The organism is Kribbella sp. NPDC050470 (assembly GCF_044458365.1).
Classification (GTDB): domain Bacteria; phylum Actinomycetota; class Actinomycetes; order Propionibacteriales; family Kribbellaceae; genus Kribbella.
Genome location: NZ_JBITHV010000009.1, coordinates 25,748 through 51,472, shown reverse-complemented (window position 1 = coordinate 51,472; position 25,725 = coordinate 25,748). Strand labels below are relative to the sequence as shown.

General features: G+C 69.0%; 21 protein-coding genes. 5 read left to right on the top strand and 16 right to left on the bottom strand.

The features are described 5' to 3' along the window. Positions 1 to 7 precede the first annotated feature (7 nt). Positions 8 to 1,429 carry a polyprenol phosphomannose-dependent alpha 1,6 mannosyltransferase MptB gene (mptB, locus tag ACIBGM_RS27030; protein ID WP_396387102.1) on the top strand — a complete coding sequence of 474 codons (1,422 nt, stop codon included), beginning with the start codon at positions 8 to 10 and terminating at the stop codon, positions 1,427 to 1,429. Here mptB and menD read toward each other — a convergent pair. Genes menD through menE form a run of 3 tightly spaced genes read right to left on the bottom strand, consistent with a single transcriptional unit; the run spans position 1,416 to position 5,073 of the window. Next, positions 1,416 to 3,056, bottom strand: a complete 1,641-nt coding sequence (gene menD / locus ACIBGM_RS27025) for a 2-succinyl-5-enolpyruvyl-6-hydroxy-3-cyclohexene-1-carboxylic-acid synthase (RefSeq protein WP_396387101.1) — start codon at positions 3,054 to 3,056, stop codon at positions 1,416 to 1,418. The genes mptB and menD overlap by 14 nt on opposite strands. Continuing rightward, positions 3,053 to 3,985, bottom strand: a complete 933-nt coding sequence (locus tag ACIBGM_RS27020) for an o-succinylbenzoate synthase (protein WP_396387100.1) — start codon at positions 3,983 to 3,985, stop codon at positions 3,053 to 3,055. Before ACIBGM_RS27020 ends, menD begins: the two co-directional genes overlap by 4 nt. Then, the gene (gene menE, locus ACIBGM_RS27015; protein ID WP_396387099.1) at positions 3,982 to 5,073 is read right to left on the bottom strand and encodes an o-succinylbenzoate--CoA ligase; all 1,092 of its coding nucleotides are present in this window, start codon (positions 5,071 to 5,073) and stop codon (positions 3,982 to 3,984) included. Before menE ends, ACIBGM_RS27020 begins: the two co-directional genes overlap by 4 nt. Positions 5,074 to 5,176: 103 nt before the next feature. On the opposite strand from menE, the gene ACIBGM_RS27010 reads away from it, so the two are divergent. Further along, complete coding sequence (locus ACIBGM_RS27010) at positions 5,177 to 6,049, top strand: 1,4-dihydroxy-2-naphthoate polyprenyltransferase (protein WP_396387098.1); 873 nt, start codon at positions 5,177 to 5,179, stop codon at positions 6,047 to 6,049. Between the two features lie 219 nt (positions 6,050 to 6,268). Beyond that, positions 6,269 to 7,354: a hypothetical protein gene (locus ACIBGM_RS27005; protein ID WP_396387097.1), complete on the top strand. Its 1,086-nt coding sequence runs from the start codon at positions 6,269 to 6,271 to the stop codon at positions 7,352 to 7,354. 3 nt (positions 7,355 to 7,357) lie between these two features. On the opposite strand, the gene ACIBGM_RS27000 is transcribed toward ACIBGM_RS27005, so the two are convergent. Together ACIBGM_RS27000 and ACIBGM_RS26995 are read right to left on the bottom strand one after the other, a co-directional pair. After that, a complete protein-coding gene (locus tag ACIBGM_RS27000; protein ID WP_396387096.1) occupies positions 7,358 to 8,512 on the bottom strand; it encodes a PLP-dependent cysteine synthase family protein in 1,155 nt (384 codons plus the stop codon). A gap of 79 nt (positions 8,513 to 8,591) precedes the next feature. Beyond that, positions 8,592 to 9,248 carry a hypothetical protein gene (locus ACIBGM_RS26995; RefSeq protein ID WP_396387095.1) on the bottom strand — a complete coding sequence of 219 codons (657 nt, stop codon included), beginning with the start codon at positions 9,246 to 9,248 and terminating at the stop codon, positions 8,592 to 8,594. 100 nt (positions 9,249 to 9,348) lie between these two features. Between ACIBGM_RS26995 and ACIBGM_RS26990 the strand changes: the two genes are divergently transcribed. Further along, positions 9,349 to 10,368, top strand: a complete 1,020-nt coding sequence (locus ACIBGM_RS26990; RefSeq protein WP_360525752.1) for a M48 family metallopeptidase — start codon at positions 9,349 to 9,351, stop codon at positions 10,366 to 10,368. 84 nt (positions 10,369 to 10,452) lie between these two features. Here ACIBGM_RS26990 and ACIBGM_RS26985 read toward each other — a convergent pair whose 3' ends face one another. From ACIBGM_RS26985 to hemL, 9 genes are all read right to left on the bottom strand, one after another. Then, the gene (locus tag ACIBGM_RS26985) at positions 10,453 to 12,036 is read right to left on the bottom strand and encodes an MFS transporter (protein WP_396387094.1); all 1,584 of its coding nucleotides are present in this window, start codon (positions 12,034 to 12,036) and stop codon (positions 10,453 to 10,455) included. Positions 12,037 to 12,096: 60 nt separating this feature from the next. Further along, a complete protein-coding gene (locus ACIBGM_RS26980) occupies positions 12,097 to 12,702 on the bottom strand; it encodes a TetR-like C-terminal domain-containing protein (RefSeq protein ID WP_360525758.1) in 606 nt (201 codons plus the stop codon). A gap of 249 nt (positions 12,703 to 12,951) precedes the next feature. Further along, complete coding sequence (locus ACIBGM_RS26975) at positions 12,952 to 13,203, bottom strand: DUF4229 domain-containing protein (protein WP_360525761.1); 252 nt, start codon at positions 13,201 to 13,203, stop codon at positions 12,952 to 12,954. A gap of 1 nt (position 13,204) precedes the next feature. After that, a complete protein-coding gene (gene ccsB, locus ACIBGM_RS26970; RefSeq protein WP_396387093.1) occupies positions 13,205 to 14,194 on the bottom strand; it encodes a c-type cytochrome biogenesis protein CcsB in 990 nt (329 codons plus the stop codon). Beyond that, a complete protein-coding gene (locus ACIBGM_RS26965; RefSeq protein ID WP_360525767.1) occupies positions 14,191 to 15,765 on the bottom strand; it encodes a cytochrome c biogenesis protein ResB in 1,575 nt (524 codons plus the stop codon). The genes ccsB and ACIBGM_RS26965 overlap by 4 nt, the downstream gene beginning before the upstream one ends. A 1-nt stretch (position 15,766) precedes the next feature. After that, a complete protein-coding gene (locus ACIBGM_RS26960; RefSeq protein ID WP_360525770.1) occupies positions 15,767 to 16,510 on the bottom strand; it encodes a cytochrome c biogenesis protein CcdA in 744 nt (247 codons plus the stop codon). After that, positions 16,510 to 17,076: a TlpA disulfide reductase family protein gene (locus ACIBGM_RS26955; RefSeq protein ID WP_360525773.1), complete on the bottom strand. Its 567-nt coding sequence runs from the start codon at positions 17,074 to 17,076 to the stop codon at positions 16,510 to 16,512. Before ACIBGM_RS26955 ends, ACIBGM_RS26960 begins: the two co-directional genes overlap by 1 nt. Next, a complete protein-coding gene (locus tag ACIBGM_RS26950) occupies positions 17,076 to 17,699 on the bottom strand; it encodes a histidine phosphatase family protein (protein ID WP_360525809.1) in 624 nt (207 codons plus the stop codon). Before ACIBGM_RS26950 ends, ACIBGM_RS26955 begins: the two co-directional genes overlap by 1 nt. Before the next feature lie 58 nt (positions 17,700 to 17,757). Then, a complete protein-coding gene (gene hemL, locus ACIBGM_RS26945; protein WP_396387092.1) occupies positions 17,758 to 19,080 on the bottom strand; it encodes a glutamate-1-semialdehyde 2,1-aminomutase in 1,323 nt (440 codons plus the stop codon). Positions 19,081 to 19,332: 252 nt separating this feature from the next. Between hemL and ACIBGM_RS26940 the strand changes: the two genes are divergently transcribed. Further along, positions 19,333 to 20,691, top strand: a complete 1,359-nt coding sequence (locus tag ACIBGM_RS26940; protein WP_396387091.1) for a lytic transglycosylase domain-containing protein — start codon at positions 19,333 to 19,335, stop codon at positions 20,689 to 20,691. Between the two features lie 96 nt (positions 20,692 to 20,787). Here ACIBGM_RS26940 and ACIBGM_RS26935 read toward each other — a convergent pair whose 3' ends face one another. After that, positions 20,788 to 24,462, bottom strand: coding sequence for a S8 family peptidase (locus tag ACIBGM_RS26935; protein ID WP_396387090.1), 3,675 nt, complete (start codon positions 24,460 to 24,462; stop codon positions 20,788 to 20,790). A 187-nt stretch (positions 24,463 to 24,649) separates the two neighbouring features. Beyond that, positions 24,650 to 25,609, bottom strand: a complete 960-nt coding sequence (locus tag ACIBGM_RS26930) for an LLM class F420-dependent oxidoreductase (RefSeq protein WP_396387089.1) — start codon at positions 25,607 to 25,609, stop codon at positions 24,650 to 24,652. Positions 25,610 to 25,725 lie beyond the last annotated feature (116 nt).

Here is a 25,725-nt window from a genome sequence, read left to right as displayed (position 1 = left end):
TCCGCTCATGCGCTCGCCGATGGTCCGTGGGGTGGTCGGCTCCGTCGTAGTCGCCGTGGCGAGCCTGGTGACCTCGGTGGTGCCGCCCTCCTCCTGGGTGGCGTCGTTCCCGATCACCGGCGAACTGCGGACCTCGCTGCCGGGCCGGATGGTCGGACTGTCGTTCACGGTGGCCGGGCTCGGGCTGATGGCCTGGGCCTGGCTGTCCGTGGGCCGCCGCGTGATGGCCGGCGAACGACTCCCGCTGCTGCGCATGACGGCGTACTGGACCGCTCCGCTGCTGCTGATTCCACCGCTGTTCAGCCGGGACGCGTGGAGCTACGCCGCACAGGGTGCGCTCGTGGCCGAGGGCTACAACCCGTACGACGTGGGCCCCGGGGTGCTGTCCGGTCACATCGTCGAGGCTGTCGACCCCATGTGGATGCAGACGCCGGCGCCGTACGGCCCGCTACCTCTCGCGTACGGCGGTCTGGTCGCACACCTGACCATGGACCCGTACGTCCTGATGCTCGCCCACCGCCTGCTGGCTGTGGTCGGCATGCTCCTGATCGCGTGGGCCGTACCGCGACTGGCGACCGCATGCCGCGTCGACCCGCTGGTCGCGACCTGGCTGGTCGTAGCCAACCCGATGCTGATCATGCACGGCATCGGCGCGGCGCATAACGACGTACTGATGCTCGGACTGGCGTGTAGTGCGTTTGCTCTCGCCCTGACGGGCCATTGGGGTACGGCGGCAGTCGTAGCTGGCGCTGCGGCTGCGGTGAAGCTGCCTGGTGGCCTGGTGGTGATCGCCATCGCCGCAGTGATGAGTCCGCGGGCTGGGCGGGCGCTGCGGTTCGCCAGTCTGGCGATCGCCGGCGCGGTGTCGGTGCTGACGCTGGTGACCATCGGGGAGCTGACCGGAGTCGGGTCCGGGTGGCTGAGTGCGCTCGACGTGCCCGGTCTGGTGCGCTCGCCGTTCTCCATCGCGAATCTGATCGGCATGGCGGCGTCCGGCGTACTCGCGTGGCTGGGCGAGGACACGGCCGCCGAGCAGGCTTTGCAGCTGGTCCGCCTGGCCGGGATGCTGCTGGCGATCGGACTGATCGCCGTACTGAGCCTGCGGTCGTCCATCCACCACGCGGCGCGGGCAGTGGGCATCGCTCTGCTCGCTGTGGTGCTGCTAGGCCCCAGTGCACACGACTGGTACTTCCTGTGGTGCCTGCCGTTCCTCGCCGTCGCTCGGCCCGGTCGGCGGCTGACCACGATCATCACAGCGGTCAGCCTGATCTTCACCATCGCGGCGCCGCTCAACTCCTCGTTGCGCGGTGCCACCATCCCGATCCTCACCACGACGGCGCTGGCCATCGCGACCATCGCGCCGTTGCTCAATCACCTGCGCAAGCTGCAGCCCGCGAAGAAGGCCCGAGTCCCCGTCACTGCTGCTTGAGCGCTGCCACCAGCGCTTCGCCCAGCGGCCGGTGGTCGTCGCGGGAAACTCGCGCTTCCACCACATCCAGACCGGCGACCGTCGGGCTCAGCGCGGCACGCAGCGCGTCCGGGGTCTCGGCCAGCGTGTAGCGGGTGCCGGTTGCTGCGCACAGCGCCGACAGGTCGGTGTTGTGCGGCGTACCGAAGACTCGCTCGAAGTGGCCGGCGTGGGTCGGATCACCCTGTTCGAGGGTGGAGAAGATGCCGCCGCCGTTGTCGTTGACCACGATGATGCGCAGGTCGGGCCGGGCCTCGTCGGGGCCGATGATCAGCCCGTTGGCGTCGTGCAGGAACGCCAGGTCCCCGATCAGCGCGTACGTCGGCCCCGCATTGGCCAGCGCGGCTCCGACAGCCGTGGAGATGGTGCCGTCGATGCCGGCCAGGCCGCGGTTGGCGATGGTGCGGATCGGGACCACCGGTGCGAGGTCGAGGTCGCGGACCGGGTTCGACGACGCGACCACGAGCATGCCGTCGGCGCCGACCGCCTCCCCCACGAGCGCGGCGATGCGCGGGCCGTTCAGGCCGTCCGCGAGCACCTTGTCGATGACCGGACGAGCCAGTTGGTCAGCGTGCTGCCAGCGCTCGAGCCAGTCGGTGGTGTCGGGACCGGCTACCTCCAGCCCCGTGACGACGGACGACGCACGGCGAGCCGAGTCCGGCCACAAGCCGGCCGGTGACACCACGATCACCTCGACGTCGGGCCGCGCGAGCAGCTTGGCGATCGGCCGGGACAGCGTCGGGTGCCCGTACACCAGGACCCGTTCGATCTCCGCCGCCAAAGAGTTTGCCTGCAGCAACAGCCGGTACGCCGATATGACCGACGGACCGGTCCGCGCCCGGCTGGACGGCTCGGCGAACAACGGCCATTGACCGGCCTCCGCCGCGAGCCGCGCCGCCTGTGACGCGCCATCGCCCGCAACGACGACAGTCTTCGGCCCAGGCTGGACGGCCGACGGCTGCCCGGCGGCAGCATGCACCGCAGTCCAAGGCCCACTACTACGACCGTCCAACGGCTCGGGCCACTCCGGCCCATCGGTGGGCACCAGCGGCTCAGCGAGCGGGCAGTTGAGTTGCACCGGGCCCGGGTCGGCCGACCGGGCACCGACCGCGTTGGCCACGGCCCGGGCGACCTGCGACCGCCAGTACGCCACCTGGCCCACCTCGCGGACCGGAGTGCCCATCTCGTGGAACAGCCGCACCGCAGAGCCGAACACCTTCAGCTGGTCGGTCGTCTGGTTGGCGCCGCTCCCCCGCAGGGCCGGTGGACGGTCCGCGCTGAGGACGATCAGGGGCAGGCCGCTGTGCGATGCCTCCAGCACGGCCGGGTGCAGGTTGGCTACCGCCGTACCTGAGGTAGTGACCACAGGCACCGGCAGTCCGGTCCCACGGATCAGGCCGATCGCCAGGAAGCCCGCCGTACGCTCGTCGATCCGGACATGCAGCCGCAGCCGCCCGTCACGGTCCGCTGCAGCGAGTGCGAGCGCCAGTGGCGCACTGCGGGAGCCCGGCGCCACTACGGCTTCGCGTACGCCGTTGCGGATCAGTTCGTCGACCACCACAGTCGCAAACGCCGTGGACGGGTTCATCCGGCACTCCTCATCTGCACTCGGCTCATGCGCTCTTCCCACACCGCAGTCCTGGTCGCATCCGCTCGGGCAGCGTCCAGCAACGCCCGGTCCGGCTGCACTCGCCGTACCGGCAGGAAGCCGTCCACCGGTAGCAGCGGCTCTGCAACGACCTCAGTGGTGAACATGGACACTGTGGCGAGCCCGCACGCGTACGGCAGCTCCGGAAGCGCGGCAGCGAGTGCAACACCCGCAGCGATACCCACTGACGTCTCGAGCGCTGACGAGACCACCACAGGGAGTCCGATCTGCTCAGCGATGTCCAGGCACGCACGCACTCCACCGATGGGCTGGACCTTCAGTACGGCGATGTCCGCCGCGTCCAGCTTCTTCACCAGCAAGGGGTCCTCGGCCCGCCGGATCGACTCGTCTGCCGCCACGGGGACGTCGGTACGGCGTCTGACGGCTGCTAGATCCTCCACGCGCGCGCACGGCTGCTCGACGTACTCCAGGTCGAAGCGCTGGAGCTCCCGTAGTGCTTGCACAGCCTCATCTACCGACCACGCGCCGTTGGCGTCAATGCGCACACGCCCGGCTCCGATGGCGTCCCGGACTGCCTCCACGCGCTCCAGGTCGTCCGCGACCGACTGCCCCGGCTCTGCCACCTTCACCTTGGCCGTGCGGCATCCAGACGTCCGCACGATCTCGGCAGCGCGCTCCGGACCGACAGCGGGCACAGTGCAGTTCACGGGTACGGCGTCCCGCACCGGAGCCGGCCACCCATCGACGGCCGCCTCCTGGGCCGCCTGCAACCAAGGCACGCAGGTCGCGTCGTCGTAGTCCAGGAACGGACTCCACTCGGCCCAGCCCGCGGGGCCTTCGAAGAGCATGCCCTCGCGCACGGTGATGCCGCGGAACCTGTTCTTGAGGCCGATCGAGTACGTGATCACCGCACGCCCTCCAGCAGCGCCTGACGATCAACCTTGCCTGAGGCAAGCATCGGCAGTACGGACAGCTGGACCACTTCACGCGGGGCCCAGGTCCGCGGCAGCACCTCGGCCACGAAGTCGCGCAGCTCGTCGCGGCCGGGTTCACCCACGACAAAGGCGACCACCCGGGTCCCCCACTCGGCGTCGGGCACGCCCAGCACGACCACATCCTTCAGCCGCGGGTGCTCGAGCAGCCGGGCCTGGACGGTCGGGAGCGTGATGTTGACGCCGCCTGAGATCACCACGTCGTCCACCCGGCCGATCACCCGCAGGCGACCGTCGACGAGCTCGCCGCGGTCCTGTGTGCGGAACCAGCCGTCCTGGAGCACCTCGGCCGTCAACTCGGGCCGTCGTCGGTAGCCGGAGAACAGCGTCGGGCCTTTGATCAGGATGCGGCCGGCGTCGAAGGCGATCGCCGTACCCTCCAACGGCTTGCCGGCGTAGACGCATCCGCTGCCGGTCTCCGTCATCCCGTACGCCGGGATCGCGGTGACGCCGGCCTCGGCCGCGCGGGCCTTCAACGGAGCCGGGGTCGCGGCGCCACCGATGATGATCGCGTCGAACACGCGCAGGGCGTCGACGTCGGTATCCAAGTAGCGCGCGAGTTGGGTCGGGACCATCGCGGTGTAGCGCCGGGCGCCGGTCATCGCGGCGGCTGCCTCGCTGAAGCTCGCCTTAGCGACGACTGGGGCCAGGCCCGCCACGACTGACCGGGTGAGGATCTGCAGGCCGCCCACGAAGTACGGCCTCATCGGCAGCAGCCACTGGCCGGGGCCACCGAGTCGGTCGTGCGTAGCGGTCGCGGAGGCGAGCAGGGCCTCGCGGGACAGCAGCACGCCCTTCGGCTCACCGGACGACCCGGATGTGGTGAGCACCACAGCACAGTGGTCCTCCAGCGGCTCGTCCGGCGCAGCCGCCTGCCGGACTCGGGCCGCAGCCGCCGGATCCGAGGGGACCGGCGCAAACGCCGTACCCGTCCCCTCCAGTACGGCGGCAAGCGCAGACAACACCGCATCCGGCGTACCGGGGACCAGGCGCAACGTAGACATGTCAGCAACGAGCGTACGGCCCACCCGCTGCCGCCCTGCTCGCGGCTGCCCGCGGCTGCCCTGGTCGTGGCTGGTGCGGGTGTGGCTGACACAATCGGCAGTCATGGCCACACCTGCCCAGTGGATCGAAGGCGCGCGCCCACGCACGCTGCCCGCCGCGATCGCTCCTGTCCTCGTCGGAACCGGTGCAGCCGCCTACCTGGACGGCTTTGTCTGGTGGAAGGCCTTGCTCGCCCTCGGCGTCGCCCTGGCCCTCCAGATCGGGGTCAACTACGCCAACGACTACAGCGACGGCATCCGCGGCACCGACGAGAACCGTGTCGGCCCACTGCGTCTGGTCGGCTCCAAGGTCGCCACACCGGGACAGGTGAAGACCGCAGCGTTCACCTGCTTCGGTGTGGGCGCCGTACTCGGGGTCATCCTCTGTGCAACCTCCAACTGGTGGCTGCTGATCGCCGGTGCCGCCTCACTGGTCGGCGCATGGTTCTACACCGGCGGCAAGCGCCCGTACGGCTACCGCGCACTCGGTGAGGTCAGCGTCTTCGTGTTCTTCGGCCTGGTCGCCGTACTGGGCACCACCTACGTCCAGGCAGAGACCCTCCACTGGACGGCCGTAGCCGGCGCCGTGGCCATCGGCTCGATCGCCTGCGCCCTCCTGGTCGCCAACAACCTTCGAGACATCCCAACCGACACCATCACCGGAAAACGCACCCTGGCCGTCGTCTTAGGCGCCTCCCGCTCCCGTCACCTGTACGCCGCCTTGATCGCTCTGGCCTTCATTCTGGCGGCCATCTCAGCCCTCGCCACCCCGTGGACCCTCCTGGCCCTCATCGCCCTCCCCCTGGCCGCCAAGGCAGTCCGCACAGTCGTCAGCGACGCAACAGGACCGGCCCTGATCCCCGTCCTCAAAGCCACCGGCCTGACCGAACTCGCCTACGCAGTCGGCCTCGCCGTCGGCCTCGCCATCGGAAGCTAGGACGTCCCCGAGCCATCCGTTCGGCGGGATCGGCACCGGGTCGAGGCCCGATATCGATGCCGTGGGCAACAAACTGCGATAGTGCACGATTTTCGAGACCGGCCAGTTCCGTTCATACGGCGAGTAACGATTGCATACGCTTTGTCGATATCCAGGACGTGCACGCGTTGACGCGTTCGGGGCCGGAAGCGCATCCTGGCTTCGAGTTGGTGGGGGCCTATGGGATCAATTTGGGAAACCAGATTCAAAAACCATCCGCTGTGGGCGCTGATCAATCAGATCACGGGGCAACTCAAGAGCCTCGCGCTACCGGATGATGCGGACTTGGCGGATTCACTGTCGCGCCTGCACTGGCTGGTCGAGACAATCGACGCTCATCGACAGGAAGACCCGCGGCGATACTCGACGCACATGTTGGACAATGTCCACATCCATATCGCGGCAAACGTGCAGCCCCACCTTTCGCGATATGCACTGGACCCCGACGGTTGCGCACCCTGTCTGCGGGCCGCCGCCGACGGCGTCGACACGGTCCTCGAGCAGTTGGGGATCTGGCCGCCGCTGAGCCAACTCCATCGCCAGGTCGCCGAAGCACAGCAGGCCGTCGCCGCCGAGTCGGTCACGTTGTCGGCGTACAAGAGGCAACTGGAGAAGGAGATCGGGGATTCGCTGGAGCGGCAGGTCTCGGCTGCCACGCAGAATTATCGAGCGAACCTCGAGGAACTCGAGGAAACGCTCATGGCGGCCGTACTGGGGGCAAGTCGCGACCTGGCCAGCCTGGAGGAGATGCGCGGCCAAGGCGCAAAGGTCTTGACCGCGCTCACCCAACAGGCGGTTGCCGACAACTACGGAAAGAATGCGCGCAACAAGGCGTTCGCCGGTTGGACCTGGGACTTGCTGGGACTTGCCGTCGGCGGAGTTCCGCTGGTCATACTCCTGACCCACTATTTCGACTCGGATTCAACTATCTTGTCGTCGGCGACCGTCACCCTGACAAGGCTCTGGATCGCCTTGGCGGCCGTTGGCCTCGCCTGCCTCTGCTTCACCCGCGGATCGGTCGATCATCGTGAATCACGACGATCCAAACGGGCGGACCTTCGGCTGCGGACCGTCCATGCATTCATCGCCAATCAGCCCGAGGAGGTCAGAGAGGCTGTTCTCGAGGGCATGGCGAATCGAATCTATCTGCAGGGAAATCTGGAGAGCCACGAAGACAGCGGCCGCGCGACAGCGGAGTTGGCCACCTACCTCGCCCGGGCCCGGTCGCGACGCCAGGCGGACGATTTCGCCGGCAGCGAGAACTGACGGTCAGCTGACCGGGCGCGGACGCTCCTGCGCGCTCAGCGGCTGAGGTTCTACCCAACGGCCGGTTGTCACGAAGGTCTCCAACGTCACGGTGTACGGCGTGATGTCGATGCCGTTGGTACGGAGCCAGGCGTCGTCGTAGTAGGTGTTGCCGTAGCGTTCGCCGCTGTCGCAGAGGAGGGTGACGATGCTGCCTCGGGTGCCGGTACGGCGCATCTCCTCGGCCAGGCGGAGGGCGCCCCAGAGGTTGGTGCCGGTGGAGCCGCCGACGAGGCGGCCGGTGACGCGGGAGCAGAAGCGCATCGCGGCGATCGAGGCGGCGTCGGGGACGGAGATCATCCGGTCGACCACCCCGAGGACGAACGACGGCTCGACGCGCGGGCGGCCGATGCCTTCGATGCGGGACGGCCGGCCGGTGGAGAAGTCGTCGTCCGCGGCCTCGTACCCGGGGAAGAAGGCCGAGTTCTCCGGGTCGACCACGCAGACCGAGGTGTCGTACCGGAGGTAGCGGACGTAGCGGCCGATGGTGGCCGACGTGCCGCCGGTGCCGGCGCCGACCACGACCCAGGTGGGGATCGGGTGCTGCTCGAGCTTCAGCTGGCCGAAGATCGACTCGGCGATGTTGTTGTTGCCACGCCAGTCGGTGGCGCGCTCGGCGTACGTGAACTGGTCCATGTAGTGGCCGCCGGTCTCCTCGGCCAGCCGCTTCGCCTCGCCGTAGATCTGGCCGGACCGCTCGACGAAGTGACAGCGGCCGCCGTAGAACTCGATCAGCTCGACCTTCTCCGGGCTGGTCGAGCGCGGCATCACCGCGATGAACGGGAGGCCGAGCAGGCGGGCGAAGTACGCCTCGCTGACCGCGGTCGAGCCGCTGGACGCCTCGATCACGGTGGTGCCCTCGCGGATCCAGCCGTTGCACAGCGCGTACAGGAACAGCGAGCGCGCGAGCCGGTGCTTGAGCGAGCCGGTCGGGTGCACGGACTCGTCCTTCAGGTACAGGTCGACCCCGGTGAGCTCCGGCATCGGGAACACGTGCAGATGCGTGTCCGCGCTCCGGTTCGCGTCCGCGTCGACGATCCGGATCGCCTCGGCCACCCAGGCCCGAGCCTTCTCGTCACGCCGATCAACCTCGCGACACACCCCATCAACCTCACTCATGCGGGCCAGGCTAGATGCTAAGCCCACATTTGAATATTCCTACGCTCGGTGAGCGTACGGCGTGCGCATGCCGTGCGACTCAATCTCTGTGCCGACGCGCCTTCCGCAGCGGACGCACGACCCAGCGCAGCGCGTCCTCCGCGGTTTCGGCCTCGATCACTTGGCCAAACGCCTCCTCGGACAGCAGCCGCTGGAAATCCGCCTCGTACCGCTCGATCAGAGCGGGCGTTACGCCGCCCGGCGCCATCCGGGTGATGACGAAGCAGTCCCCCGGCTCCTCGTCGTACGGCGATGGATCCTCGATCAACGGGATCAGTGGCATGCGGACGAGGTGACCACAGTGCCCCACCGGCGGCAACGGCCCAAGTTCCTTGCGCTCTCCGACCACCGAAAGCGCGTCCAGGACGACCGGCTCGAAGAACTCGACCATCTCGTCGACCGTCATCCCCGCCAAGTCCGGGCACACGACGGAGAAGTCAGGTGACAGCAACCTCCCGACGACCGGCACCGCCCTCCGTTGTCTCCCCCGCTTCTTCGCCTGGTACTCGATATGCAGCGCGACCCGCTCATAACCGCGCTGGGCAAGCCAGGCGGCGCCGTCGTACTCGTTGAGCAGCTTCGCCTCGAGCCGGCCGAGAGCCTCCCACGTCTTGTCCACGACCTGGCCGGAGAAGTCCCGCTCGCGGCTGGGACTGTTGTAAGGCCCTCCGGCCAACCGGAGCCAAGCGATTGTCATCCGCTCATCATCTCGCCTGGATTGATCTCCCTGGGTTCGGGTGGGCGACCCGGGAGCGAGCTAGGTTGTGGGGACAGGGTGTCGACTGGCAGGGGGAGTGATGAGCGAGCACGGTGAGCGGCCGACTCGGCAGCGGGTGACGTTGACGGATATCAGTTCGCGGGCGTGGGAGCACCCGGCGGACCGGGGTGCGCTGGTGGCGCTGCGGCAGCTGAAGGGGTTCGACTTCGTGCTGCGGAAGCTGTCCGGGCTGATCAACGAGCGTGCCTTCCGGCTGCAGTTCCTCGGCGCGGCGATCCGGGTCGACGAGCGCCAGTTCCCGACCGTGCACCGGCTCTACACCGAGGCGGGCATAACCCTGGACGTCCGGCAGCTGCCCGAGCTGTACGTGACCAACAGCCCGGTCTGGAACGCCGTCACGATCGGCATGGACAAGCCGTTCATCGTGCTCAACAGCGCGCTCCTGAAGGGCCTGGACGAGGAGGAAACCCGGTTCATCCTCGGTCACGAGCTCGGCCACGCACAGAGCGGGCACGCGCTCTACCAGTCGCTGCTGTTCTGGCTGATGCGGCTCACCGGCGCGGTGAACTGGCTGCCGATCGGCGCTCTCGGCCTCCGCGCGATCATCGCCGCCCTGCACGAGTGGTCCCGCAAGGCGGAGCTGTCCGGTGACCGCGCCGGCCTGCTCGCCGTACAGGACCCGGCGGTGGCGCTGCGCGTCCAGATGAAGCTGGCCAGCGGCGGTCAGCTCGGCGAGCTCGACACCACGGCGTTCCTGGCGCAGGGCACGGAGTACGAGGGCGCCGGCGACCTGCGCGACAGCCTGCTCAAGCTGCTGCTGCTCGAGGCCCAGTCGCACCCGCTGGCCGTCGTACGGGCGCACGAGCTGCGGCACTGGGTCGACGAGGGCGAGTACACCGCGATCGTGTCCGGCACCTATCCGAAGCGGCAGGACGACGCCACCGCGTCGATGTCGCAGGAGGCGAAGAACGCGGCCAAGTCCTACTCCGAAGCCTTCGCCCGATCCCAGGACCCGCTGGCCAAGCTGCTGCGCGACATGGGCGACGGCCTGGGCGGCGTCCGTGACTGGGTCTCCAACAGGTTCCCGCCGCGTCCCTGACACCACAGCCGCGTCCCTGACACCGGACAAGCGAAAGGCCCGCTTCCCCCCTCCCGGGAAGCGGGCCTTTCGAGTTTTCTAGGCTCAGCCCATGTGGACCGGGCCGGACTGCCCGTCGGTGGCCAGGTCCTTGTGCTTGATGGACAGGCCGACGATCGTGACCACGGCCGCGCCCAGCATCAGGAACGTCGACCACAGGAACGCGCGGGTGAATCCGTGCGTAGTAGCCACCGCGGTGAACTGCCCCTCGAGCTGCTTCAGCTGCTCCGGCGTCGAGCCGGACTGCGCCGCCTTCTGCAGACCCGGGGCCAGCTCGGTGAACCGGTCCTTGATCGCGCTGGTCGAGATCGTGCCGAGCAGCGCCAGGCCGACCGCGCCACCGATCTGCTGGACCGTGTTCAGTACTGCGGAGCCGACACCGGAGTCCTCGTTCGCAACACCGCTGACCGCGGTCAGCGTGAGCGGCACGAAGATCAGGCCCATGCCGAACGACAGCAGCAGGATGAACGGCAGCAGGTGGGTCCAGTACGTCGAGTCCACCTCGAGCTGACTGAACCCGAGCATCCCGCCGGCCGCCAGCACCCCACCGGCGCCGGAGATCCAGCGCGGGTCCATCCGCGCCACGAGCGACGACGCGACCTGCGCCGCGACCACGATGCCGAGGCTGAACGGCAGGAACGCGAAGCCGGTCTTGATCGCGCTGTAGCCCATGATGTTCTGCACGTAGATGCCCAGGAAGTAGAACATCGAGAACATCGCGGCGCCGACGACCAGCATCACGAAGAAGCTGACCCCGCGGGTCCGGTTGGCCAGGATCCGGAACGGCATCAGCGCGTGCCGCGACCGGGCCTCGATACCGAGGAAGATCGCGATCAGCGCCAGGCCGCCGAGGATGTAGGTCAGCGTCAGCGTGTCGCCCCAGCCCTCGGTGGCCGCGTGGGTCAGACCGTAGACCAGCGAGGTCAGACCGGCCGTGCCGGTGATCGCACCGGGCAGGTCGAACTTGCCGGTCTGCCGCGGCGACTCGCCCAGGAACCGGAAGGCCAGTACGGCGACGATCAGGCCGATCGGCGTGTTGATGAAGAAGGTCCACCGCCAGTCCGCCTCGGTCAGCGCACCGCCGAGGATCAGGCCGACGGCCGCGCCGGCGCCGGACATCGCGGCGTACACACCCATCGCGCGGTTGCGCTCCTTGCCGGCCGGGAAGGTGGTGGTGATCAGTGCCAGCGCGTTCGGCGAGGCCGCCGCGGCCGCCACACCTTGCAGGATCCGGCTGGCGAGCAGCACGTTCTCGCTCTGGGCGATACCGCCGACGAACGATGCCAGGCCGAACAGCACGACACCGAAGACGAACACCTTGCGGCGGCCGACGATGTCACCGATGCGGCCGCCGAGCAGCAGCAGACCACCGAAGGCGAGCGCGTAGGCGTTCACCACCCACGGCAGGTTCGCGTTGCTGAAGCCGAGCTCGGTCTGGATGTGCGGGAGCGCGATGTTGACGATGGTGCCGTCCAGCACCACCATCAGCTGCGCCATGCTGATCAGCGCGAGCGCGATCCCGAGGTTGCGGTGACCGTGGCCGTTGCCTGCCTCCGCGGCAGCCTGGCCCGGCACCGTGTCGACCGGCCGCCGGTCCGGCGGATCGGCCTTGACGACGTCTTCGGACATGAATAGTTCCCCTCTTGGGCGTAGTTGCGTGGTTCGATCGCGGACCGGCCCCTCAACCGGTCAGCTCGCCTGCGACCCCCGCGCCGCAGGCAGGATCACGTTGTCGATCACTCGGAGGATCAGGTCGTCGGTCGGCTCGACGCCGAGGATGTAGGCGTGGTGGATGATCACCGCCGGCAGCGTGGTCGACAGCAGTTGCACGTCCACGTCCGGCGCGATCTCACCCCGCTCCACGGCCCGCTGGTAGACCGCGCGGGTCACGTCGAGCCGAGGCGCCAGGAAGCGCTCCTGGAACGCCCGCTGCAGGTCGTCGTCACGGTGCAGCGCGGTCAGCAGGCCGGCGATCACGGACATCGGAAGCTCGTCGGTGAAGCCGCCGTCGCCGCATGACATCGAGATCAGGTCGCCCCGGAGGCTGCCGGTGTCGACGTCCTCCGGCAGCGGGCAGCCCTTCGCCCGGCTGATCGCGTCAACGACCAGGTCGGCCTTGGTGGACCAGCGCCGGTACAGCGTCGCCTTGCTGGCCTTGGCGGCCGTCGCCACCGCGTCCATGGTCAGCCGGTCGTACCCCAGCTCGGCCACCACGGCCACGGTCGCGTCGAGGATCTCCTCCTCGCGACCGCCCTCGACCCGAGGACGCTGCCGGACCCCTGCTGACTCCACCATTCATCACCCTGCGTAGACGACTAGTCACCGATAGAACGAAACGGTTTCGTTTCATCCATCACTCTACGACTCATGTGAAGGAATGCACAAAGGATTTTCCGGAGATTTTGGAAGTGGCCTGCGTCACTCTGCGTACCAGCGGTCCGGGTGGTACGGCGGTTTGCCCAGGTGAGCCCGGACATGCGACGGGGGCCTCGGACATCTGGTCAGATGTCCGAGGCCCCCGGATGGTGTCCGCGGTTCAGCGGGTCAGTCGTCGTCCTCGGCGGTGCGGGCCTGCTCGATGCGGTGCGAGATCTTCTCGGCGCGCTGCTCGATCTTGCCGGCCAGCCGGTCGCGGGCGGCGCGGAGTACGAAGATCGAGAGGATCGAGGAGACGATCAGCGCCACCAGGGCGATCGGCCAGATCGTCAGCCAGCTCCGGAAGGCGAACCACAGCACGGCCAGGCAGACGGCGAACAGGGCCGCCCGCAGGCCGGTGTAGATGGCGAACTCCTTCATCTCACACCCCAGCGTAGGAGTGCAGGCCGGACACCAACAGGTTTACTCCGACGAAGTTGAACAGGAAGACGAACCAGCCGACGATCGCGATCACCGCGGCCCGGCGGCCACGCCAGCCGGCCGTCGCGCGGGCGTGCAGGTAGGCGGCGTACACGACCCAGGTGACCAGCGACCAGACCTCCTTCGGGTCCCAGCCCCAGTACCGGCCCCAGGCGTACTCCGCCCAGATCGGACCGGCCACGAGTACGCCGAACGTCCACAGCGGGAAGGCGAACGCGAGCACCTTGTACGCCGTACCGTCCATCGCCTCGGCACTCGGCAGCCGGCGCAGCGACGCCGACATGGTCCCGCCGGCCAGCACGCGGCGCTCGGCGCGGGCCTTGATCAGGTACAGCACCGAGACCAGGCCGCCGACGGTGAACGCGCCGCCGGAGATCGCGGCCGCGGACACGTGGATGACGAGCCAGTACGAGTGCAGCGCCGGCACCAGCGGACCGGCCGGGGTGTAGAGCGCCAGCGTCGCCAGGCCCAGTACGGCGGCCACGACCAGCGTCACGCCGAGACCGAGCCACTGCAGCTTGTAGCGGTGCACGAAGATCAGGTAGACCGCGGCGACGGCCAGGGACGCCGTGATCGAGAACTCGTACATGTTGCCCCACGGCACCCGCTCAGCCGCCAGGCCACGGGTCACCACACCACCCAGGTGCAGCACGAACGCCAGCCAGGTCAGCAGAACCCCAACCCGGCTGGCAGCCGCCATCCGCTCGGAGCGCTCGGGGCTCTCAACTGCGGTGGCGCCGGCTGACCCACCACCCGGGACAGGTTCACCGTCGGAGGCGACCAGAACCTCTTGCTCGACCTCTGCAGTCGGAGCCACCGCAGCGCGGCCCATGGCCCACTCCAGGGCGTGGGAGACCATCGCGAGGGCGTAGATCACCGTGGCGGTCGGGATCAGCAGGTTGGAGACTTGCGCGTAGGTCTCCGGGCTCATGGTTTCTCCTGCGTGCTCGAACGGTCTGGTTGTAGTGCCTTGCTGATGGCCTGGAGCTCGTCACCGAGGCCGCGCTCGGGTCCCCGGTCCAGTCCGGCGACCTCGACCACGGTACGCCCGTCCTCGGTCCGGACGCGCACCCAGGTACGGCGTGGGTGCACGAACAGCGACCCCATCAGCCCGAGGATCGCCAGCAGGATGCCCGCCAGCGCGAGGTCGGTGCCGGGGGTGTGGCTGACCTGCAGCTTCACCCAGCGGCTGTACCCGTCGAAGGTGATCGAGCCCATCTTGTCCGGCAGCGTGGTGGTCTGGCCCGGCGCCATCTGGAACCGCAGCTTGTCGCCGTCCTTCTCGAACTGGGTCAGCTTCGACTTGTCCAGCTGGTACACCGACTCCGGCTTCCCGGTCTCCGGCTGCGGCCGGCCGTAGTACGCCGTCATCACCAGCTCGGGGTTCAGGTCATCTGGGAACACCGAGACCGGGCCACGCTGGTCGATCACCGCGGTCGGCAGGAAGAACCCTTCGAACCCGAGCTGGGCAGGTCGACCGTCCGGCGCCTTGATCACGCCGAACGACGAGAAGTTGCCGTCCTGCGGCAGGAACGGCGCCGGCCCGGAGAACGCGACCTGCCCGTTCCCGTCCTTCACGGTCACCTTCGGCGCGTAGCCGTGACCGAGCAGGTAGACGCTGCTGCCGTCCAGCTTCAGCGGGTGGTTGACCTTCAGGTCGTACGACTTCTCCGGCGCGTCCGGCGTCTCCTGGTAGGTCAGCTGTGCGTTGAACTCGCGCGCCGCGCCCCGCTGCGGCCCGTCCTCCTGGAACCGCACGTTGAAGTCCTTCACGGTCAGCGAGAACGGCGGCAGGTCGTCCTCGCTGAACACGCGGCCCGGCACGAAGTCGTCGTACTGCGCCAGGGAGTTGGAGAAACCGTTGCCGACCACAACCAGCACGGTGCCGCGGTAGCCGAACAGCGAGCCCCAGGCAACCCCGATCAGGGCCAGGATCAAGGAGAAGTGGAAGAGCAGGTTGCCGGCTTCGCGCAGGTAACCGCGCTCGGCCCCGACGGCGCCGTCGTACGCCTGCACCCGGAACCGCCGCTTGCGGAGCTCGCGGGTGGCGACCGCCAGCACGTCGCCCGGCTCGTCGACGGTGAAGCTCTGGTAGCCGGCCAGCCGGTTCAGGTTGCGCGGCGGCTTCGGTGGCCGGGCCCGCAGTGCCTTCAGGTACACGCCGAGCCGGGGCACCACGCACCCGATCAGCGAGATGAACAGCAGCAGGTAGATGGCCGAGAACCAGGCCGACTTGTAGACGTCGAACAGCCCGAGCTTGTCGTAGAACGGCCCGAGCTTCGGGTGCGCCTCGAGGAAGTCGGCGACCTTGATCGGGTCGATCGCCGTCTGCGGGATCAGCGAACCGGGGACGGCGCCGAGCGCGAGCAGGAAGAGCAGCACCAGCGCCGTCTTCATCGACGTGAGCTGCCGCCAGGTCCAGCGCAGCCAGCCGACGAAACCCAGTGCGGGCGGCTGCTCCGAGGAAGGCGGGGCGGTGGCCCGGTCCTTGACGTCGGTCATGTCACACCGCCGACCCGAAGTTGCTGACCCACTGCCGCAGATCGGCGGTCATCGAATCCCACACTCCTGTCAGCAGCAGCAGTCCCACCGCGATCATCAGCACACCGCCGATCCGGATGACCAGCACCTGGTGGGCCCGGACCCACGCCACCGCGCCCAGCATCCGCCGGAACGCCAGCGCCGCCACGATGAACGGAATCCCCAGCCCGAGACTGAACACGACCGCCAGCGCCGCGCCGCGCCCGGCACTGCCCTCGGTCGCGGCCAGCGTCATCACGGTCCCGAGCGTCGGCCCGATGCACGGCGTCCAGCCGAATCCGAACAGTACGCCGAGCAGCGGGGCCGCCGCGATCCCGACCGCCGGCACCCGGTGCACGCGCAGATCCTTCTGCAGGAACCCGAACCCACCGAGGAACACCAGCCCCAGTACGACGGTCGCCGCGCCGAGCACCCGCGTGATCACGGTCTGGTGCTCGAGCAGCGCGTCACCGGCCGCGCCGAACACCACCCCGGTCAGGATGAACACCGCCGAGAACCCGGCCACGAACAACGCCGTCCCGGCCAGCATCCGCCCGCGGGCCTTCGACCCGAGCTCGGCCGCGGACAGCCCGGTCACGTAGGACAGGTAGCCGGGCAGCAACGGGACGACGCACGGCGAGAAGAACGAGATCGCGCCGGCCAGCACCGCGATCGGCAGTGCCAGCAGCATCGACCCCGTCATCGAGTCGGCGAACCACTCACCCATCAGCTTGCGTCTTTCACCATTCCAAGGAGCGTCTGCTTGGTCACCGGCCCGAGCACCCGGGACGCGACCTTGCCCTCCTTGTCGATCACCAGTGTGGACGGGATCGAGCTGGCGGAGATCTTCTGGCCGCGGAACTTCAGCAGCAGCTTGCCCTGCGGGTCGTAGATGCTCGGGTACGGAATCTTGAACACGTCGACGAACTTCTTCGGCGCCGCCGTGTCCAGGTCCCGGGTGTTCAGCCCGATGAACTGCACCGACTCGCCGAGCTCGGCCGCGGCCTCACCGAAGGCGGGCGCCTCCTCCCGGCACGGCCCGCACCACGAACCCCACACGTTCAGTACGACGACCTTGCCCTTGGCGTCGGCCAGCTGCCACGCCTCGCCGTCCAGCGTCGTGCCGCCGAAGTCCGGCGCGGCCACCCGCTCGCCCGCCGGGAACGACGCCACCCGGCCGTTCCCGCTGACGAAGCCGGTCTGGCCCTGCCGGTTCTCCGCGGCGTCCTGGCCGGAGCTGCAGCCCGCGACCAGGAGCACTGCGGCGACGGCAAACGCCGTACGACGAAACATCAGGCGCCACCCACGAACTTCTTCGGGTTTTTCACCGGCAACAGGTCTTTGGCGGGTTCGGCGTACCCGACGGAGACGATCGAGTCGCCGTGGAAGGTGAAGGAGGTCAGGCTGGCGAGGCTGCACTGGCGCTTGCGCGGGTCGTGCAGCATCCGCCGGTTCTCGATCGCGGACCGGACGATCCAGATCGGCAGCTGGTGCGACACGATCAGGGCCTCGTGCCCCGCGGCCTTCTGCCGGGCGGTCTCGATCGCGTCCCGCATCCGCCGGACCAGCTGGCTGTAGGGCTCACCCCAGGACGGCTTCCACGGGTTGCGCAGCAGCCACCAGGCACTCGGCTGACGCAGCGCACCGTCGCCGACGCCGAACTTCTTGCCCTCGAACAGGTTCGCCGCCTCGATCACCCGCTCGTCGATGTCCGGCGTGAGGCCGAACACCTTGGCGATCGGCTCCATCGTCTCCTGGGCCCGCTCCAGCGGCGAGCTGACCAGATGCACGATGTCGCGGCCCTTCACGTGCTCGGCCACCCGCTCGGCCATCGCCCGCCCGAGCTCGGACAGGTGGAAGTCGGGGATCCGGCCGTAGAGCACGCCGGTCGGGTTGTGCACCTCGCCGTGACGCATCAGGTGCACGACCGTCGTTTCGGTCACCGCTGCCCTTTCATCAGTTCGGTAGAGCCCTTCAGTTCTGTACTGCGGCGGCCGCACGGGCTGCCGGGGCGAGGGCGGACTCCAACTCGGCCAGCGCGTCATCGTCGATGGCGGCACTGACGAACCACGCCTCGAAGGCGCTCGGCGGCAGGTAGACGCCGGCGTCCAGCATGGCATGGAAGAACGCCGCGAACCGGGGCAGCACCTGGGCGTTCGCCCCCGCGAAGTCCCTGATCTCGGCAGTTCCCTCCACCGACTCCACGAAGAAGACGCTGAAGAGGTTCCCGGCCGCCTGAATGACGTGCGGCACACCTTCCTTCTCCAGCGCGGTGGAGACCAGCCGCTGGATGGTGGCCGAGGTCTCATCGAGCCGGGCGTACACCTCGTCGGTTGCCAGCCGCAACGTGGTCAGGCCGGCCGCGGTGGCCACCGGGTTCCCGGACAGCGTCCCCGCCTGGTAGACCGAGCCCTCCGGCGCCAGGTGCGCCATCACGTCGGCCCGGCCACCGAACGCGGCGGCCGGGAAGCCACCGCCCATCACCTTGCCGAACGTCATCAGGTCCGGCTGGACGCCGTCCACGCCGTACCAACCGGAGCGGGTGATCCGGAAGCCGGTCATCACCTCGTCGGAGATGAACAGCGCGCCGTTCTCGGTGCAGGTGCGGGCCAGGAAGGCGTTGAAGTCGTCGCGGGGCGGGACCACGCCCATGTTGCCGGGGGACGCCTCGGTGATCACGGCCGCGATCTGGTCGCCGTACTCGGCGAAGGCGGCGGTGACGGCGGCCTGGTCGTTGTACGGCAGCACGATGGTGTCGGCCGTGGTGGCCTCGGTGACACCCGGCGTCCCGGGGATGCCGAGGGTGATCACGCCGGAGCCGGCCTGCGCCAGCAGCGCGTCCACGTGACCGTGGTAGCAGCCGGCGAACTTCACGATCTTGGCGCGCCCGGTGAACCCGCGGGCCAGCCGGAGCGCGGACATGGTCGCCTCGGTCCCGGACGACACCAGCCGGACCTTGTCCACCGGCGTGCGGGCGACGATCTCCTCGCCGAGCAGCACCTCGGTCTCGGTGGGAGTCCCGTACGACGTCCCGCGGGAGACCGCGGCCTGGACAGCGGCGGTCACCTCCGGGTGCGCGTGGCCGAGCAGCATCGGCCCCCAGGAGCAGACCAGGTCGAGGTAGCGGTTGCCGTCGACATCGGTGATGTGACATCGGTCACCCGATGCCATGAAACGCGGCACGCCGCCGACGGCGCGGAACGCACGCACGGGAGAGTTGACCCCGCCCGGGGTGACTGCGGAGGCCCTCTCGAAGAGCGCGGCGGACTGTTCAGTGTGGTCGGGCACGGCCGCCATTCTCCCCGACACGCCCGCAGGCCAGGCGGGCGGGCAGGGTGCAAGGCCCCGGACAAACGGCACCAGGGGGTTCACAGATGCCTTGTTACGCACCAGTATGGGTACCCGGTGACTGCTCGTACACGGTCTGGCCCGGCGCGTAACCCACGCACGGGGCGGGCGTTAGACCAAGGGACGGCGTCAACCGACACGACGAAATGACCGTCCGCGGCGTGGGGCCGGACAGGTCGATGAGTCACGGAGGGATCATCGATGGCGAAGGGCAAGCGCCGCGCCACCGGGAGCGGATGGCGTCAGGTGGCGCCGTTGGTTCCGCTGGCGTTGTTCGCGAGCGCATTCACCGTCAGCGCCACGGACGATCCGGCAGTTGCCACGGCCTCGCTGGAGCAGGGACTCGCCGGCAACGACCCGGTCGTGGTCCCGGCCAAACCGATCGCGGAACCGGCGAACGTGCCGGTGCCGGGCGTGGTCGGCCACGGTGTCGACCCCGGTGAGCAGCCGACCCAGGTGGTCTCCGGCCTGTCCCGCAACGGGATCCCGACGCTGGCGTTGAAGGCGTACTCGCGGGCCCAGCAGGTGATGGCGCAGGTCGACCCGGCCTGCAACCTGCCGTGGACGCTGGTGGCCGCGATCGGCCGGGTGGAGTCGAACCACGGCCGTTTCGGCGGCAACTCGCTGAACTTCAAGGGCGTCGCCGTACCGGGCATCCTCGGCCCGCGGCTGGACGGCGCGAGCACGGCGCGGATCACCGACACGGACGCGGGTGCGTTCGACGGCGACGGCGCGTTCGACCGCGCGGTCGGCCCGATGCAGTTCATCCCCGGCACCTGGCGGTCGATGGGTGTGGACGGCGACGGCGACGGCGTCCGGAACCCGCAGGACATCGACGACGCGGCGATGTCGACCGCGGTCTACCTGTGCTCCGGCAAGACCGACCTGTCCAAGGCAAGCGACCTGAACTCGGCCGTCCTGCGCTACAACCACTCCCAGCAGTACGCCGACCTGGTGATCAGCATCGCCAAGGCGTACGCCGGTGGCAGCTGGATCGCGGTCGGCAACGGGACCGAGAGCGGCGACCAGGGCATCGACCGAGCCGGCGAGCAGATCGGCGACCCGACCGTCGACGCCCCGGCCGACGACAACCTGCCGCAGGCGGTGGACCTGCCGACGTACCCGGCGACCAAGCCGACGCCGGGGACGGTGGAGCAGAGCGGCAGGCCGAGCACCGAGCCGACCAAGAAGCCGCCGTCGACCACCGACCCGACGACGAAGCCGACCACCAAGCCGCCGACCACGAGCGACCCGACCACGCCGACGCCGAAGCCGCCGACCACGACGCCGAGCGCTCCCGGGCTGGCCACGCTGCAGACCGCCGCCGGCCTGATCGTCGGCACCGTCGGCAGCACGGTGGGCGAGCTGACCAAGGCCACGCAGTACTGCCAGGCGGAGATGGCGAAGGTGACCATCACCAAGCCGACCCAGGAGCAGTTGCAGAAGTGCGTGACCGCCTACCAGACCGGCGGCACCAAAGCCGTCGACCAGGTCATCCGCAACCTGCTGTCCCTGCTGGGGCTGCTGGGCGTCCTCGGTGGAGGCATCGGCGGAAGCTGACGTAACTGGACCGGCGCGCCTGCCCCCACCCCTCCCTGGGCGCGCCCCCGGCGACGCCACGGAGCACCTCCCCCCAGCTTCGTGGCGTCGCCCTTTTTAACGATCGATAAGCCAGGCCTTCTCGATGGTCTGACTGATCCGGTTGCCGGTCAGATCCGTGGCAGTGACGCGGATGTTCGCGTAGGACGCATCCGCCGGCGCGTCCGGAAGCTCGGCCCGCACCGTGCGCCCCACGCCCCGCAACCGCAGTTGTTGCCAGGTCGTCCCGTCGTACGAGATCTCGGCGGTGGTCCGGAAGATGCCCAGACCGCGGACCCCGGGCTGGTAGCCGGGTGTCAGCTCGAGCCGGCCGTCACCCACCTTGTAGTCGACCTGGACGAGCGGCAGCACGGCACGGTCGCGCGACGGCTTGGAGAAGAACCGCCACTCCGTGTGGGTCACAGTCGAGGTGGTCGCCCAGCTCTTCGGGCCACGCTTCTGGTCCAGGGTCAGGTCGTACCAGGCCGCCTTCGCCGGTACGGCGAACTGCGCGACCGACCAGTTCTTCCTGCCGAGCTCCACGCCGTTGCTGCTCAGCTTCAGGCTCGTCACGTCACCACGGTCACCCCAGCCGTACGTGCCGCCATCACCGCTCACGTACTGCGGAATCGCGATCCGCAACGCATTCTCGAAGCGCGCCGCGGGCAGACCCTCGGCCTCGCTGCCCGTCGCGTTGTACGGCGTCGCCGGACGCATCAGCGACTCCCACCAACCGCGGGTGACCTTTTCGTTCGGGCGGTAGCCGCGGGCGATCGTGTACTCGAACCCGGACTCGTTCCACTCCCCTGCCGCCGTCCGTTCGTCCCACGTGACGCCCTTCAGGTCGGTGGCGAGGTAGTCGGTCCGCGTGACCGGTCCGGTGACCTGACGGGTCGAGGAGAGACCGGTCGAGATCCCCGGCAGGTGAGCGGTCCGCTGGTCGAGGTGCAGGTACCACGCGTCGTTGCGACCGTAGTCCGTGGTCACCGCCGCCGGGCGCATCTTGCCGATGTCGTAGGTCAGCGGGCCGCGCACTGTCGACGGCCCGACGGCCAGGTCGTAGCGGTAGGTGCTGTCGAGCAGACCGTTCAGCTGGAACGTCACGGGTCCCTTGGCGAGCAGGTCGAGCAGTTGCTTCCCCTGCTCGGCGCGCAGCAGGTAGAACGGGATGCCCTGCTCGGATCCGGTCGTCCAGTAGCCGGGCTTCTCGTTGTACATGAACACGGCCTTGGCGCCGGCGTCCTTCGCCGCCTTGACCTGCTTCGTCACCTCGTTCAGCGACTTCCAGCGGATCAGCGCCACCTTGTCCTTGGCGCCCGCCAGCTCGCCCGCCGTACCGTCGCCGCCGTTGAACAGGGGCAGCTTCTCGTTCCCCACGAAGACGGTCCGGTACGACGCTTCGTCCGGGGTCGGAAGGCGGAAGCTGCTGCCCGTGCCGCTGACGTCAACGGTCAGCTTGGGCTGGGCGAGGTCCCACCGCTGCACGACCTGGAAGGTGCCATTGGCAACCTTTCCGAAGTCCTGCACGTAGACGCCATCGGCGACCCGCTCGTTGTACGCCCAGCCGGAGACCGCGTCCCGGTTGCCGACCTTGCGGTGCCACGCGATGCCGATGCTCTGCGCGTCGGCCCGCAGCGGGGTCTGCACCGTGACCTTGTTCGCGGTCCGGGCGTCGAAGGTGAACGTGCGGTCGCGGTCGATCCACTCGTCCGGGTCGCCCATCAGCGTCACCGAGTTGGTCCAGTTGGCCTCGTCGCCGCCCATCGCGTACGCCATCACGCTGTACCGCCCGGTCGGCACCTCGAGAGTCCGGCTGCCGGTCTGGTCGAACGCGATCGCCTGCACGTCACCGGTGTCCTGGTTCCACAGCTGGACTCCGCTGGCTCCCGTCTTCGTGGTCGCCGGCTGACCGTCGCGGCCGATCCCCTTCACCGTCACCTGGTTCAGCCGTCCCCCGGCCGCGAACCCGAGCCCGGTCCGGTACGACGTACCGCCGGACCGGGCCGTGAGAACGCCGGAGTACTTGGCCGGCTGGGTCTTGGCCAGGTCGAGGGTGACCGTGGCGGACGCCGAACCGCCGGCCGGGATCGTGAGCCGCGCCGGGCTGACCGTGAGCGCCGCCTTGATCTTCGCGGGCGACTCGGCGCCGACGGTCAGGTCGAGAGTCACCGGCCGGTTCGAGTTGTTGCGGTAGGCAACCGTGCGGGTGACCGGCTCCGGGGCCGTCGGTCCGCTCCAGGACAGGTCACCGAAGAACAGGTTCGCGGTGTCCGGCAGGACCTTCGGGTCGAGGGCCTTCGGGATGTCGATCCGGCCGAGCCCCTGCTGATCGGCCCTTGCCGCGGCCGACGGGACAGCGGTCGCCGCAAGGGCAGCCTTGAGTTGCTGCCCGGTCCAGTCCGGGTGGCGCTGGGCCAGGATCGCGGCCGCGCCGGCGACGTGCGGAGTCGCCATCGAGGTGCCGCTCATCGCCGTGTAGTGCTCACTGAGCACGTGGCCCTGCTCGGTCCCGGCCGCGCGGGCGGCCGCGATCTCGACACCGGGCGCGGTCACCTCGGGCTTGAGGGCGCCGTCACCGAGCCGTGGGCCGCGGCTGGAGAAGTACGCCAGCTGGTCGTCGCGGTCGATCGCGCCGACGGTGAGCGCCTCGGTCGCAGTCCCGGGAGACGCAACAGTTTCCTCCGCGCCGGAGTTGCCGGCCGCGATCACGAACAGCGCGCCGCTGGACTTCGAGAGCTGGTCGACGGCCTGGCTCATCGGGTCGGAGCCGTCGGTCGGCCAGCCGCCGAGGCTCATGCTGACCACCTTCGCTCCCTGCTGGACGGCCCACTCCATCCCGGCGATCGCCTCGGAGTCCAGGCCGCTGCCGCTGTTGTCCAGCACCTTGCCGATCAGCAGGTCCGCGCCCGGCGCGACACCCTTGCGCTGGCCGGCGGACGCCGTACCGAGGCCGGCGACGATCGACGCGGTGTGCGTGCCGTGGCCGTGCAGGTCCTGGACCGGCTGGTCCGGGACGAAGCTCTCCGACGCGACCACCTGCTTGGCGAGGTCCGGGTGGCCGGCGTCGTACCCGGTGTCGAGTACGGCGACCTTGACGCCGCGGCCGTCGTACCCGGCCTGCCATGCGGTCGGCGCACCGATCTGTTTCGTGGACTGGTCGAGAGTGGCGCGGGTGCGGCCGTCGAGCCAGATCTTGCCGACCTGGCTGCTCTTGAAGGTGGTCGGGCCGCTGATGCCGTCCCAGAAGGTCTTGGCGTCCGACTTCTGCACGCTGACCGCGGTGCTGCCGACGCTGGGGAGGGTACGGCGCACGGCCGCGGCCTGTGGCGCGGTTGGGGTGCTGCGTAGGGTCTTCGGCGCAGTCAGCAGGAGGGGCAGGCGGTCGGTGCGCGCGTCGTCGTACCCCTGCGCGACCAGGTCGGTCAGGTTGAAGAGCCGCTGGTCGAGGCGGCCTTCGGTGAGCAGCGGGTACGCCTCCGCGGGGACCAGGCTGAGGTCGCCGTCGAAGGTGCCGAAGTAGTACGGCTCGTCGTTGGTCAGCCGGGCGGAGACCTGACCGTTCGAGCTGGTGGTGAGCTCGGCGACGTCGCCGGTGATCAGCGTGATCCGCTGGGTGCTTGCGCCCGGCGTCGGGCGATCAGCGGTCGCGGCGGGGGTGTCGGCGGCTTCTGCGGTGGTGGTCGCCAGCAGCAGTGCGCTGGCGACCACCGTCGCGAGCAGGCTCTTCGCGAGCCGTGACGATCGGGTAGTCACAGGGGGATACCTCCCGATGCCCCGACCCACGCGAGGCCATCCTCGGGAGCCTTACAGTTGCCCTAAGCCCCGGTCCACCGGTCCTGGTGACGTACATCCGCCATGACCGGTACCAGCCATCACGAGAACCGCTTGGCCGCCTGCTCCACGCGGTCGACTCACCCTCACAGCTTTTTCTTTTCTTTCCTCAGCCGAACCGCTTGGCTACCTGCTCCACGCGGTCGACCAGGTCCACGTCGTACGCGACCCCGGGGACGTAGAAGTTGACGTAGTCGGCGCCGGCCTCCAGGGCGGCCTCGACCTTGTCGGCGATCTCGTCCTCGGTTGCGACGAAGTTGTCCCGGTCGAACTTCTCCCGGTTCATCGGGCCGAGCGCCTTCTCGGTCGCCTTCTGCGGGTCGTCACCCTTGTCGATCGGGAACACGTTGAAGTTGGTCGACTTGATGATGTCGTCGTAGTTGCGGCCGACCTTCTCGCAGTGCTGCCGCAGGATGTCGCACTTCTCCTTGATCACGTCCGGGTTGCCGCCGCCGATGTTCGCGGCGTCGCCGTACTGCGCGACCAGCTTCAGCGTGACCTGCGGACCGCCGCCGCCGATCCAGAAGCTCGGGTGCGGCTTGCGGACACCCTTCGGCTCGTTGATCGGCGCGTCGATCGAGTAGTACTTGCCGGAGTAGACCGGCTTGTCCTCGGTCCACATCTTGTAGATGATCTCGGTCGCCTCCCGGAAGGCGGCCATCCGCGGCTTGGTGTCGGTCCACTCGTAGCCGTAGGCCTTCCACTCGTGCTCGTACCAGCCGGCGCCGATCCCGGCGTACAGCCGGCCGTGGCTGGCCACGTCGACGGTGGAGGCGATCTTCGCGTAGAGCGCGGGGTTGCGGTACCCGTTGCAGCCGACCATCTGGCCGATGTTCACCCGCTGGGTGTCCCGGGCCAGCGCCGCGGTCGCGGACCAGCACTCGAAGGTGGTGTTGTCACTCGGCTCCGGCACCGTGTGGAAGTGGTCGAACAGCCAGATCGAGTCCCACGACTGCGCGTCGGCCCGCTTGGCGACCGCAGTCATCGCCTCCCACTGCTCGATCGGATCGGCGATCTGCGCCAGATCCATCTTCCAGCCCTGCGGAACGAAAATGCCGAAACGTGTCATACCGCCATCCTTTCCAACCGCAGCTACCGGGGTCCATCACTCCGGCTACTGAATTTGCACTCAATTCGACCACTGCAGCTTCTCAATCCGGCTGCCGTGAGAGCGCTCTAGTTCCG